The 12673-nt window shown below is 66.2% G+C and carries 11 protein-coding genes; 7 read left to right on the forward strand and 4 right to left on the reverse strand.

Annotated elements, in window-relative coordinates; all coding sequences use genetic code 11:
- Positions 1–4 precede the first annotated feature (4 nt).
- From ccoP to ccoN, 4 genes are read right to left on the reverse strand one after another with little or no spacing between them, the layout of a single operon-like run.
- Complete coding sequence (ccoP, locus tag GGR25_RS06485; protein WP_183397949.1) at positions 5–889, reverse strand: cytochrome-c oxidase, cbb3-type subunit III; 885 nt, start codon at positions 887–889, stop codon at positions 5–7.
- Positions 879–1046 (reverse strand): CcoQ/FixQ family Cbb3-type cytochrome c oxidase assembly chaperone, encoded by a 168-nt coding sequence (locus GGR25_RS06490; RefSeq protein ID WP_183397950.1) that lies wholly within the window; start codon positions 1044–1046, stop codon positions 879–881. The genes ccoP and GGR25_RS06490 overlap by 11 nt, the downstream gene beginning before the upstream one ends.
- Positions 1043–1807: a cytochrome-c oxidase, cbb3-type subunit II gene (gene ccoO / locus GGR25_RS06495; RefSeq protein ID WP_183397951.1), complete on the reverse strand. Its 765-nt coding sequence runs from the start codon at positions 1805–1807 to the stop codon at positions 1043–1045. Before ccoO ends, GGR25_RS06490 begins: the two co-directional genes overlap by 4 nt.
- Before the next feature lie 10 nt (positions 1808–1817).
- Positions 1818–3428: a cytochrome-c oxidase, cbb3-type subunit I gene (gene ccoN / locus GGR25_RS06500; RefSeq protein ID WP_183397952.1), complete on the reverse strand. Its 1611-nt coding sequence runs from the start codon at positions 3426–3428 to the stop codon at positions 1818–1820.
- 256 nt (positions 3429–3684) lie between these two features.
- Between ccoN and GGR25_RS06505 the strand changes: the two genes are divergently transcribed.
- From GGR25_RS06505 to GGR25_RS06535, 7 genes are all read left to right on the forward strand, one after another.
- On the forward strand, positions 3685–6093 hold the full coding sequence (locus GGR25_RS06505) for a phosphoketolase family protein (protein ID WP_183397953.1): 2409 nt from the start codon (positions 3685–3687) through the stop codon (positions 6091–6093).
- 111 nt (positions 6094–6204) lie between these two features.
- Positions 6205–6828, forward strand: coding sequence for a TetR/AcrR family transcriptional regulator (locus GGR25_RS06510; RefSeq protein ID WP_183397954.1), 624 nt, complete (start codon positions 6205–6207; stop codon positions 6826–6828).
- Positions 6829–6911: 83 nt separating this feature from the next.
- The gene (locus tag GGR25_RS06515) at positions 6912–8033 is read left to right on the forward strand and encodes an efflux RND transporter periplasmic adaptor subunit (protein ID WP_183397955.1); all 1122 of its coding nucleotides are present in this window, start codon (positions 6912–6914) and stop codon (positions 8031–8033) included.
- Positions 8034–8056: 23 nt separating this feature from the next.
- Positions 8057–11206, forward strand: a complete 3150-nt coding sequence (locus GGR25_RS06520) for an efflux RND transporter permease subunit (RefSeq protein WP_183397956.1) — start codon at positions 8057–8059, stop codon at positions 11204–11206.
- A gap of 143 nt (positions 11207–11349) precedes the next feature.
- The gene (locus GGR25_RS06525; RefSeq protein WP_183397957.1) at positions 11350–11694 is read left to right on the forward strand and encodes an ArsR/SmtB family transcription factor; all 345 of its coding nucleotides are present in this window, start codon (positions 11350–11352) and stop codon (positions 11692–11694) included.
- A 26-nt stretch (positions 11695–11720) separates the two neighbouring features.
- The gene (locus tag GGR25_RS06530; RefSeq protein ID WP_183397958.1) at positions 11721–12200 is read left to right on the forward strand and encodes an SRPBCC family protein; all 480 of its coding nucleotides are present in this window, start codon (positions 11721–11723) and stop codon (positions 12198–12200) included.
- A gap of 47 nt (positions 12201–12247) precedes the next feature.
- Positions 12248–12658, forward strand: a complete 411-nt coding sequence (locus GGR25_RS06535) for a VOC family protein (protein WP_183397959.1) — start codon at positions 12248–12250, stop codon at positions 12656–12658.
- The last annotated feature ends 15 nt before the right edge of the window (positions 12659–12673 follow it).

A 12673-nucleotide genomic window follows, 5' to 3' on the forward strand; every position in this document is an offset into this window, starting at 1 on the left:
TCCGTTACTGGCTTGCGGCCGTGGCCGTTCCGCCGCCGAGCGAATAGACATAGGCGGCAAGTTCCTTCACGGCGACGGGGCCGAGACGCGGCTCCCAGGCGGGCATGACGCCCATCTTGGGATTGTTGATCTGCGCGATGATCGCGTTCTGGTCCGGGGAACGGAGCCAGATCGCGTCCTTGAGCGACGGCGCGCCGACATCCTGCTTGCCGCCGCCGTCCACGCCGTGGCAGCTCGCGCAATTGTCGGCGAAGACGGTCGCCCCTTCCGAGGTCACGCCGAAGCGCGGCGTCAGACCGGACAGCGTCATCACATAGGCCGAGACATTGACGATCTGGTCCTGCTTCAGGATGCCGTCATGGCCGAAGGCCGGCATGACCGACATATGCGTGGCGGGATCCTCGCTGCGGATGCCATGCGCGATCGTGGTGCGGATCTGCTCGGGCGAGCCGCCCCACAGCCAGTCATCGTCCTGCAGGTTCGGATAGCCGACGCTACCCTGCGCACCGGAGCCGTGGCACTGGACGCAGTTGACCAGGAAGGCGGAGCGACCGGCGCGCGTCGCGAACTGGAGCAGTTCGGGATTGGCGATGATCTGGTCCATGGAGGCATTCGCGATCTGGTCGCGATAGGCCGTCTGGGCCGCCTGGGCGGTCGCGATCTCGGTCCGCACCGCATCGCGCGAGGACCAGCCGAGCACGCCGTTCGTCGCGCGGCTCACCAGCGGGATCGCGGGATAGAGGATGACATAGACGAGGGCGAACAGGATCGTGGCGTAGAACGTCCACAGCCACCAGCGCGGCATGGGCGTGTCGAGTTCCTTGATCCCGTCCCAGGTATGGCCGGTGGTCGGGGTACCGGTGAGTTCGTCGATTTCCCTATCGGCCATGGGACTCATCCTCTTTGAACGGGATCTCTGCCGCGTCGCGGGCGAACTTCTTGGCGTTGGGGCGGAAGAGCGCGAACATCGCCGCGCAGAAGAAGAACGCGAACATGAAGAGAAGCCCCCACGAGTCCGCGAACTCACGCATCACGTGGTAGTTCATGGGTTTGCATCCTGCTTGGCGCTGGGCGCGGGCGTATAGGAGTCGACGTCGACGAGCGTGCCGAGCATCTGGAGATAGGCGACGAGCGCGTCCATCTCGGTGATCTCGCCGGGATTGCCGTCGAAATCGCGCGCATTGGCCTTGGGGTAGCGCGCCTGCAGGCCGGTCGGATCCATGTTCGGATCGGCCTGTGCCCGGAGGTCCGCCGCCGCGTCGGCGATCATGTCCTCGGTATAGGGCACGCCGACGATGCGGTTGGTCTTGAGGTCGCCGGCGATCATCGACGTGTCGAGCGGCGTCTGGGCCAGGAAGCCGTAGGTCGGCATGATCGATTCCGGCACCACGGCGCGCGGATCGGTCAGGTGGGCGACATGCCATTCGTCGGAATAGCGGCCGCCGACGCGGGCGAGGTCCGGGCCCGTGCGCTTCGATCCCCACTGGAAGGGATGGTCGTACATCGACTCCGCCGCCAGCGAATAGTGACCGTAGCGCTCGACCTCGTCGCGGAACGGCCGGATCATCTGGCTGTGGCAGACATAGCAGCCCTCGCGGACGTAGATGTTGCGGCCCGCGAGCTCCAGCGGCGTATAGGGCCGCATGCCGTCCACCTTCTCGATCGTGTTCTGCAGGTAGAACAGCGGCACGATCTCGACGATGCCGCCGATCGTCACGACGACGAAGGAGAGCACCAGCAGAAGCGTGGCGTTCTTCTCGACGACCTGGTGGTTCAGGAACAGGTTCTTGGGATTGAGGAAGGACATCGGCGCGCTCCTATTCCGCCGCCACGACGCCGGCCGCGGTCGGCACGCTCTTCGCGCCGCGCACGGTCTGGGCGAGGTTGTAGGCCATCACCAGAGCGCCGCTGAGATAGAGCAGGCCGCCGACGAGGCGCATGAGGTAGTAGGGGTGCAGGGCCGCCACGGTCTCCGCGAAGGAGTAGACGAGGTATCCCTGCGCATCGAACTCGCGCCACATCAGGCCCTGGGTGATGCCGGACACCCACATCGACGCCGCGTAGATCACGATGCCGATGGTGGCGAGCCAGAAGTGCCAGGAGACGAGGCGGAGGCTGTAGAGGCCATCACGGTTCCACAGGCGCGGGAACAGATAGTAGAGCGCGCCAAAGGTGATCATTCCGTTCCAGCCGAGTGCGCCGGAGTGCACATGGCCGATGGTCCAGTCGGTGTAGTGGCTGAGCGAGTTGACCGTCTTGATCGACATCATCGGACCTTCGAAGGTCGACATGCCGTAGAAGGCGACCGCGAGGATCATCATGCGGATGACGGGGTCGGTCCGGAGCTTGTCCCAGGCGCCGGAGAGCGTCATCAGGCCGTTGATCATGCCGCCCCAGGAGGGCATCCACAGCATGATCGAGAACACCATGCCGAGCGTCTGTGCCCAGTCGGGCAGCGCCGTGTAGTGCAGGTGATGCGGGCCGGCCCAGATATAGAGGAAGATCAGCGACCAGAAGTGGATGATCGACAGGCGGTAGGAATAGACCGGGCGGTTGGCCTGCTTCGGCACGAAGTAATACATCATGCCGAGGAAGCCGGCGGTCAGGAAGAAGCCGACCGCGTTATGGCCGTACCACCACTGCGTCAGCGCATCCTGGACACCCGAGAAGACGGAATAGGACTTGGCGCCGAGGAAGCTGACCGGGACGGACAGGTTGTTGACCACGTGCAGCAGCGCCACGGTGACGATGAATGCGAGGTAGAACCAGTTCGCGACATAGATGTGCGGCTCGTTCCGCTTCAGGATCGTGCCGAGATAGACGACGAGATACGCCACCCAGACGACCGTGAGGAACAGGTCGACATACCATTCGGGCTCGGCATATTCGCGGCCCTCGGTGATGCCGAGCAGATAGCCGGTCGCGGCGAGGGCGATGAAGATCTGGTAGCCCCAGAACACCCACCAGGCGAGGCTGCCGCCGAAGAGGCGCGCCCGGCTGGTCCGCTGCACGACATAGAAGGACGTCGCGATCAGCGCGTTGCCGCCGAAGGCGAAGATCACGGCCGAGGTATGAAGCGGCCGGACGCGGCCGAAATTCAGCCAGGGCTCGAAATTGAGATGGGGGAAGGCCAGCTGCGCAGCGACGACCACGCCGACGAGGAAGCCGACCACGCCCCAGAAGGCCGTCGCGATGACGCCGGCGCGGATGACGCCGTCATCATAGGGGCCGTCATCCGAGGCGCCGAAGATCGACACCGTCCGCCCCTCGCCGACCTCGGCCTTCAAGAGGAAGATCGTTCCCGTCGCGAGGAGCAGGAACAAGACATAGGCATGCGCCCGGAACGCGGCATCTGCGGCGAATCCGGCGCCCAGTAGCGCCAGGAACGCGAAGAAGCCGACGATGATCGCCTGCATCCCGAATTTCATAGATCAAACCCCCTTAACGGTCCGAACGGGCACGCCGCCCGTTGCCCGGCGATCCCATTGGGTCGTGATAGGGGGAGGTCAGGGGATCCACTTTGACATTCATCAAAGCTGCCGGTGTCGCGAATGTCGCGGTCGCTCCAAACGTGGAACGGGCAGGGATGATTGATCGCCGTCAACAGGTTGAGATTTAGCCCGTCTATTGGTGCATGATCCGACCTCGGCCTGACGGCCGCCGCAGATCTGAAGGAGGCGAAGCATGCAGTCCGCAACGGAAAACGCGAGCGCTACGATCGACGAGACCGAGCTCGCGCTGATGGACCGGTACTGGCGCGCCGCCAATTATCTGTCGGTCGGCCAGATCTACCTGATGGGCAATCCGCTGCTGAAGCAGCCGCTGCAATTCGAGGACGTGAAGCCGCGCCTGCTCGGGCACTGGGGCACGACGCCGGGTCTCAACTTCATCTATGTCCACCTCAACCGGGTGATTCGCGCCCGCGACGTCGACGTCATCTATATCTGCGGTCCGGGGCATGGCGGCCCGGGCATGGTCGCCAACACCTGGCTCGAGGGCACCTATAGCGAGATCTATCCGAACGTCAGCGAGGACGCGGAGGGGATGCGCAAGCTCTTCCGCCAGTTCTCCTTCCCCGGCGGCATACCGAGCCACGCCGCGCCGGAAACGCCCGGATCGATCCATGAGGGCGGCGAGCTCGGCTATGCGCTCGTCCACGCCTATGGTGCGGCGTTCGACAATCCCGACCTCGTCGTCGCCTGCGTCGTCGGCGACGGCGAAGCGGAGACCGGGCCGCTCGCCGCCTCATGGCATTCGAACAAGTTCCTCAATCCCGTGCATGACGGCGCCGTCCTGCCGATCCTGCATCTGAACGGCTACAAGATCGCGAACCCGACCATCCTCGGCCGCATGAGCGACGAGGAAGTGCGCAGCCTCTTCGTCGGCTACGGCTATGAGCCGCTCTTCGTCGAGGGCAGCGACCCGGCGACGATGCACCGGGCGATGGCGGCGACCATGGATCAGGCGTTCGACCGGATCCGCTCGATCCAGGCCGAGGCGCGCGCGAGCCAAGCCGCGCCGGCGCGTCCGTGCTGGCCGATGATCATTCTACGCTCGCCCAAGGGCTGGACCGGCCCGAAGGAAGTCGACGGCAAGATGGTCGAGAATTTCTGGCGCGCGCATCAGGTGCCGATCCCGACCGTGCGCGGCAATGAGGGCCATCTGAAGCTGCTCGAATCCTGGATGCGCTCCTACGATCCCGAGGATCTTTTCGACGAGACCGGGCGCCTCGTGCCCGAGCTCCGCGCGCTCGCGCCGGCGGGCACCAAGCGCATGAGCGCCAGCCCGCATGCCAATGGCGGTGTGCTGAAGCGCGACCTGCGCCTGCCCGACTATCATGACCACGCCATCGACGTGACGACCCCCGGCGGCGCGACCGCCGAGGCGACGCGGGCGATGGGCAATTTCCTGCGCGACGTCATCAGCCTCAATGCCGAGCAGCGCAATTTCCGCCTGATGGGGCCTGACGAGACCGCCTCGAACCGCCTCGACGGCGTCTTCGACGTGACCGACCGCGTCTGGATGGAGCGGATCGAGCCTTACGACGTGCATCTGTCGACCGAAGGCCGGGTGATGGAGGTGCTCTCCGAGCATCTCTGCCAGGGCTGGCTGGAGGGCTATCTGCTCACCGGCCGGCACGGCTTCTTCTCCTGCTACGAGGCGTTCATCCACATCGTCGATTCGATGTTCAACCAGCACGCCAAATGGCTGAAGGTGACACGCGACCTGCCGTGGCGCCGGCCCATCGCCTCGCTCAACTATCTCCTGACCTCGCATGTCTGGCGGCAGGACCATAACGGCTTCAGCCATCAGGATCCGGGCTTCGTCGACCTCGTCGCCAACAAGAAGGCGGATGTCGTCCGCCTCTATTTCCCGCCGGATGCCAACACGCTGCTCTGGGTCACGGACCACTGCCTGAAGACCTATAACCGCATCAACGTCATCGTCGCGGGCAAGCAGCCGGCGCCGCAATGGCTGACCATGGACGAGGCGGAGACGCACTGCGAGGAGGGCGTCGGCATCTGGGACTGGGCCGGAAACGAACCCGACGACGCGGAGCCGGACGTGGTGATGGCATGCGCCGGCGACGTGCCGACGCTGGAGACGCTCGCCGCCGTCGACCTGCTGCGCAAGGCGCTGCCGGATCTCAAGATCCGCGTCGTCAACGTCGTCGATCTGATGGCGCTGCAGCCGGAGGATCGTCATCCGCACGGCCTGTCCGATCGCGACTTCGAGAGCATCTTCACGCCCGACAAGCCGGTGATCTTCGCCTATCACGGCTATCCCTATCTCATCCATCGCCTGACCTATCGCCGCGCCAACCACGTCAACATCCATGTCCACGGCTTCCAGGAGGAGGGGACGACGACGACGCCGTTCGACATGGCCGTGCTGAACGAGATCGACCGTTTCCATCTCGCCATTGCGGTCATCGATCGCGTGCCCGGTCTCGGTGCGGTCGCGGCGAAGGCGAAGCAGCGCTTCCGCGACAAGCTGCTCGAGCACCGTCGCTATGTGCGCGAACACGGCGAGGACATGCCGGAGATCGCCGACTGGACCTGGCCCTATGGTCGGGGCGCCGCCACCGCCTGACGCTATGGGCCGGCCGGTGCCGCGATGGGCGCCGGCCGGCCCCCGCAGCTTGACGGTGTCGTGGGGTGATGATAACTGACGAATATCGAAATTCATCAGCCAAGCAGTTCCATGGCCGTGCACGCCCTCCAGTCTCCGGGATCAAGCGAGTCCGACGCACGGCGCGTCGAGACGAGCGAGCGCATCCTCGACGAGGCCGAGCGGCTGTTCCGGCACTATGGCTTCGGCAAGACGACGGTTGCCGACATCGCCCGCGAGCTGGGCATGTCGCCGGCCAATGTCTACCGCTTCTTCCCCAGCAAGTCCGCCATCCACGAGGCCATCGCCACGCGGATGCTGGCGATGCAGGAAGTGGCTTTGCAGCGCATCTCGGAGCTGCCGATCCCGGCAGCCGAGAAGCTGCGCCGCTTCGTCGTGGACCGCTATCATTCGACATTGGCGCTGATGATCGACGAGACCAAAGTGCACGAGATGGTCACCGCGGCGCTCGACGAGCACTGGTCGGTCATCGACCGGCATTTGCAGCGCGTCACCGAAATCCTGACCCACATCATGGAGCAGGGGATTGCTGCCGGCGAGTTCGCGGCGCAGGACCCCGAGGCGGCTGCCCGCGGCTTCAAGGTCGCCGTCGTGTCGGCGATCCACCCTTCGATCATGGCGCAGTGTCGCAAGGATCCTGACTTTCCCACCCCGGAAGAGGTGGCCGATTTCGCTATTCGGGCCCTGAAGGCCTGAGGCGAGGACTATCCGCTGAGAGAAACGCGCTGCCTTGGGCGGCGTCGGCTTTGTATTGCCTGAAGACTGAGGGAATTCGAAAAATGTCACTCGTCAATCGAAAGGCGCATGCCCCGGCCTTCGCGTTGCTCGCCCTGGCGCTGCCTCTCTTCCTGGCCGCTTGCGAGCAGAAGCAAGCCGAGGCGCCGGAGCCGGTGCGGCCGGTCAAGGTGGCCAAGGTCGCGCCGCGGCAGGATACGCGCATGATCAGCTATTCCGGCTCGGTCCGGGCGAAGACGGAGGCCGGGCTTGGCTTCCGGGTCGGCGGCAAGATCGTCGAGCGGAACGTCGATGTCGGTGACCGGGTCGAGCCGGGCACCGTCCTCGCGCGCCTCGATACCGCCGATCTCGCCCTCAGCCTCAAGAGCGCCGAGGCGGCCCTCGCCGGGGCGCAGTCGCAGCTCGCGGTGGCGCAGAGCGCCTATGACCGGGCGCAGAAGCTGTTCGCGAACGGCTTCACCTCGCGCTCGATCCTGGATGATCGCAAGCTCGCCCTCGACCAGGCCACCTCCAGTCTCGATTCTGCCCGTTCGGCGCGCGACCAGGCCGTCAACCAGAATGCCTATTCGCAGCTGACCTCCGACATCGCCGGCGTCGTGACGTCGGTCAATGCGGAGGCCGGGCAGGTGGTCGCGGCGGGCACGCCCGTCGTCACCGTCGCGCGCGACGGCGACAAGGAGGTGGCGATCGCCGTTCCCGAGAGCGAGATCCGCTTCTTCCACGAAGGCGATCCGCTGTCGGTGCGCTACTGGGCCGATCCCGCGCTGCACCAGACCGGCACGGTGCGCGAGATCGCCGGAAGCGCCGATCCGACGTCGCGCACCTTCGCGATCCGCGTCGCGCTTCCCGCCGATCCGGCGGTCCGGCTCGGCATGACCGCGATGCTGGAGGCGGCGGTTCCCGTCGCCAGCGGCGGCATCGTCGTGCCGCTTGCCGCGCTGGCGCAGCGGGATGGCGAGCCCACGGTCTGGGTCGTCGATCCGGCGAGCAAGACCGTCTCGCCGCGCGAGGTGGTCACGGCGTCCTTCGCCGAGGACGGCGTCCGCGTCGAGAAGGGCCTGAAGCCCGGCGAGTGGATCGTGACGGCCGGCGCGCAGTTCATGACGCCGGGCAAGGCCGTCCGCCTCGACGTCGAGAGCGAACGCACCGCCATGGCGGCACGCTGAAGAATGGCCGCAGGGGCGATACGATGACGGACACGCATTCCACGTCGAACCGCCCGGTGCGCGGCGGCTTCAATCTCTCGCGCTGGGCGATCCAGCATCAGGGCATCACCCGCTTCCTGTTCTTCGTGATCCTCATCGCCGGCGTCATCGGCCTCCTGCGCATGGGCCAGAAGGAAGACCCGGACTTCACCTTCCGCGTGATGATCGTCCAGGCCGTCTGGCCCGGCGCATCGCTGGCGGACATGCAGGACCAGGTCGTCAACAAGATCGAGCGCAAGCTCCAGGAAGTGCCGCATCTCGACTATCTGCGGTCCTTCACCAGAGCCGGCAGCACGATCATCACCGTTGCGATCAAGGGCGATGCCAATGGTCCCGATGTCGCCGACGCGTTCTATCAGGTGCGCAAGAAGGTCGGCGACATCGCGCCGGAACTGCCGAGCGGGCTCTACGGCCCCTATTTCAACGACGAGTTCGGCGACACCTTCATCACGCTCTACGCCATCACCGGCGACGGCTATTCGTTCCCCGAGCTGAAGGGCTTCGCCAAGGCGGCGCGCGATCAGCTGCTGCGGGTCCCCGGCGTCGAGAAGGTCTCGATCATCGGCGACCAGGACCAGAAGATCTTCATCGACGTCTCGTCGAAGGTTCTGGCCGAGCGCGGCATCTCGGCGCTCGATATCCAGCGCGCCATCGCCGGCCAGAACGATGTCGACGCTGCCGGCAATGTCGAGGCGGCCGGCCGTTCGGTCCGCGTCTCGGTCGATGGCGACCTGCGCACCGCGAAGGACGTCGCCGATCTCAGGCTGCGTCTCGGCAAGGAGGTGGTCCGCCTCGGCGACATCGCGACCGTGACCGACGGGCTCGAGGATCCCTTCACGCGCAAATACCGCTTCAACGGCCAGGAGGCCGTCGAGGTCGGCGTCGTGATGGCTAAGGGCTTTAACGTCACCACGGTCGGCAAGGATGTCGAGGCGGCCCTCAAGACCTTCGAGGGCAGCCTGCCGACCGGCGTGGAAATCGGCCAGATCTCGGATCAGCCCGAAGTGGTGACGGAGGCGATCGGCGAGTTCGCCCGCGCGCTGATCGAGGCCCTCATCATCGTGCTCGTGGTCTCGTTCATCTCGATCGGCTGGCGCGCGGGGCTCGTGGTCGCCATCACGATCCCGCTCGTGCTCGCCGGAACCTTCGCGGTCCTGTCGGAACTCGGCATCGACCTGCAGCGCATCTCGCTCGGCGCGCTGATCATCGCGCTCGGCCTTCTCGTCGACGACGCAATGATCGCGGTCGAGATGATGGAGCGCAAGCTCGAGGAGGGCTTCGCCAAGCTCGAAGCCGCCAGCTTCGCCTATCGTTCGACGGCCTTCCCGATGCTGACCGGCACGCTCATCACCACGGCCGGCTTCATCCCCGTCGGCTTCGCGGAATCGACCGCCGGCGAATATGTCCGCACGCTGTTCTACGTCGTCGGCATCGCGCTGATCGTCTCATGGCTGGCCGCGGTCTATTTCACGCCCTGGCTCGGCACCATGCTGCTCAAGGAACGCCGCCATGCGGAGGGCGAGCATCGCGACGTCTATGGCTCGGCCTTCTACAGGACGCTGCGCGCGACCATCGGCTGGTGCGTGAACCATCGCGGCATCGTGCTGCTCGCGACGATGGTCGCGTTCGGCGCCAGCGTCTATTCCTTCCAGTTCATCCCGAAGAACTTCTTCCCGCAGTCCTCGCGGCCGGAGATCCTCGTGGATATGTGGCTGCCCGAGGGCTCGAACACCAAGGAGACCGAGGCGCAGGCCAAGGCTTTCGAGGCGAAGATGCTGTCCGATCCGGACCAGCGCTTCATCGCGACCTATGTCGGCGAGGGCGCGCCGCGCTTCTTCCTGCCGCTCGACCAGCAGCTCCGCAATCCGAACTTCGCGCAGCTTCTCGTCATGGCGAAGGACGTGGAGGCGCGCGAGCGGCTGATCACCAAGATGCGCGGCCTCCTGGCGGAGGATTTCCCGTCCGTGCGCTTCAAGGTCGACCGGTTGTTCCTCGGGCCTCCGGTCGGCTGGGCCGTGCAGCTTCGGGTCGCCGGCCCCGACCGCGACGAGGTTCGCCGGATCGCGGGCGATGTCGAGGATGTCTACCGAACCGATCCGCGCCTCGGCTCGATCCACACCGACTGGCTCGAACCGGTCACGGAGATGCGCCTCGTTGTCGATCAGGATCGGGCGCGCGCCCTCGGCGTCAGCTCGCAGCGCATCCGCCAGACCTTGCAGGCGAGCCTCTCCGGCGTGCCGCTCGCCTCGGTGCGCGACGGCGAGGAGACGATCGACATCGTCATGCGCCAGCCGCAGGCGGAACGCACGCTGCTGTCGGCGGTCGAATCGACCTATGTCGCCTCCGATCTCGGCGGGTCGGTGCCGGTGTCCCAGCTCGCGCGGGTCGTTCCGGTCCTCGCGCCGGGCATCGAATGGCGCCGCGACCGCCTGCCGACCGTGACGGTCCGCGCCACCGTGCCGGACGATGTCCAGGCCAACGATGTGTCGGCCGAAATCTTCGCCAAGACGGCGGCGCTGCGCGCGCAGCTGCCGGCCGGCTACTCGATCGCCATTCAGGGCGGGGCGGAGGATGCGGCCGAGAGCCAGGCCTCGATCGCGGCCAAGGCGCCGATCATGATCTTCATCATCCTGGTGCTGCTCATGATCCAGCTGCAGCATTTCGGCAAGGCGATGCTCGTCCTCATGACCGGACCGCTCGGCCTGATCGGCGCGGCGGCGGCGCTGCTCGTGACCGGGTCGCCCTTCGGCTTCGTGGCGATCCTCGGCGTGATCGCGCTTCTCGGCATCATCATGCGCAATTCGGTGATCCTGCTCGACCAGATCGACCAGGACCTCGCGAGCGGGCTCGACCCGATGGAGGCGGTGGTCGGCTCGGCGGTGCGCCGCTTCAGGCCGATCATGCTGACGGCCGCCGCCGCCGTGCTCGCGCTGATCCCGATCGCGCAGTCCGTCTTCTGGGGCCCGCTTGCCTACGCGATGATGGGCGGCATCATCGTCGCGACCGTGCTGACCATCCTGGTCCTGCCGGCGGCCTATGCCTTCTTCTTCCGGATCGGGCGGAGCGCCAAGGGAGCGAAGGGTGCCGCGCCGGCAGCGGGCGATGCCGCTCCGGGCGCGATCCCGGCCCCATGAGACTACCCTCTACTTCCTGCGGCGCCCCTACACGCCGCCGGAAGCCGCGGGTCCGCCGGAATTCCGGCGGACCCGCATTCGCTTGATCGATCGTGCCGGATGCGGTACTGAACCAATCAGTTATTTAACTGATGAGTTCAATTATGTCTGCCGACCGCTTGAGCGCGACGCTCTCCGCACTCGCCGACCCGACCCGCCGCGCCATTCTCGCGCGGCTTTCGCACGGCGAGGCGAGCGTGACCGAACTCGCCGAGCCCTTCGCGATGAGCCTGCCGGCCGTGTCGAAGCATCTGAAGGTGCTCGAACGCGCCGGGCTGATTTCGCGCGGGCGGGAGGCGCAGTGGCGCCCGTGCCGGCTGGAGGCGGCGCCGCTCAAGGAACTCGCCGGCTGGATCGAGACCTATCGGCGCTTCTGGGAGGCGAGCTTCGACCGGCTCGATGACTATCTGCGCGAGATCCAGGAGGGCGATCCGCGCGACCGGCATTAAGGCACACCGAAGGGAGGAGGAAATTCATGTCCGTAACCGAGACGCTTCTGCCGCCGGCGGAGCAGGAACTGGTGATGTCCCGCGTCTTCGACGCGCCGCCAGCGCTGCTGTTCCGCCTCTGGACCGATCCGGTGCACGCGCTTCGATGGTGGGGCCCGCGCGATCATCCGCTGACGAAGATCGAGATGGATGTACGGCCCGGCGGGACCTGGCGCGGCTGCCTGACGGCGATAGCGGACGGCCGGGAGCTCTGGCAGAGCGGCCGCCTGCTCGAGCTCGATCCGCCGCGCCGCCTCGTCTTCACCTTCGCCTGGGAGAATGAGGGCGAGCGCGGACCGGACTCCGTGGTGAGCATCGACTTCACCCCAGAGGGCGCCAAGACACGGATGGATTTCCGCCAGACGCCTTTCCGCTCGGTCGATTCGCGCGAAGGCCATCGCGGCGGCTGGAGCAGCGCCTTCGATCGTCTGGACGACTATCTGGCCGCGATCGAGCCGGGTCGCTAGTGGCGGCTCCACGATTGTCCATGCACCCGATGCGAGGAGGAAGCACCGTGCAGGCTCATACCTATCTGATCTTCAACGGCGATTGCCGCGAGGCGTTCGAGACCTATGCCAGGATCCTCGGCGGGCGGATCGAGACGATCACGACCTTCGCCGGCACGCCGGCCGAGGGCTATGTGCCGCCGCAATGGAAGGACAAGATCCTGCACGCGGTCCTGCGCTTCGGCGACACCACGCTGTTCGGCTCCGACGCCGGCTCGCCCAACTACGAAAAGCCGCAAGGCTTCGGCGTCGCGCTGGTACTCGACGACCCGGCCGAAGCCGAACGCATCTTCAACGCGCTTGCCGAAGGCGGCACGATCACCATGGCCTTCTCCCAGACCTTCTGGGCCCACCGCTTCGGCATGGCAACCGACCGCTTCGGCATCCCGTGGATCGTGAATTGCGAGAAGGCGGGCTGAGGCTCGCGAGCACGG

This window comes from Kaistia hirudinis (assembly GCF_014196455.1).
Lineage (GTDB): Bacteria > Pseudomonadota > Alphaproteobacteria > Rhizobiales > Kaistiaceae > Kaistia > Kaistia hirudinis.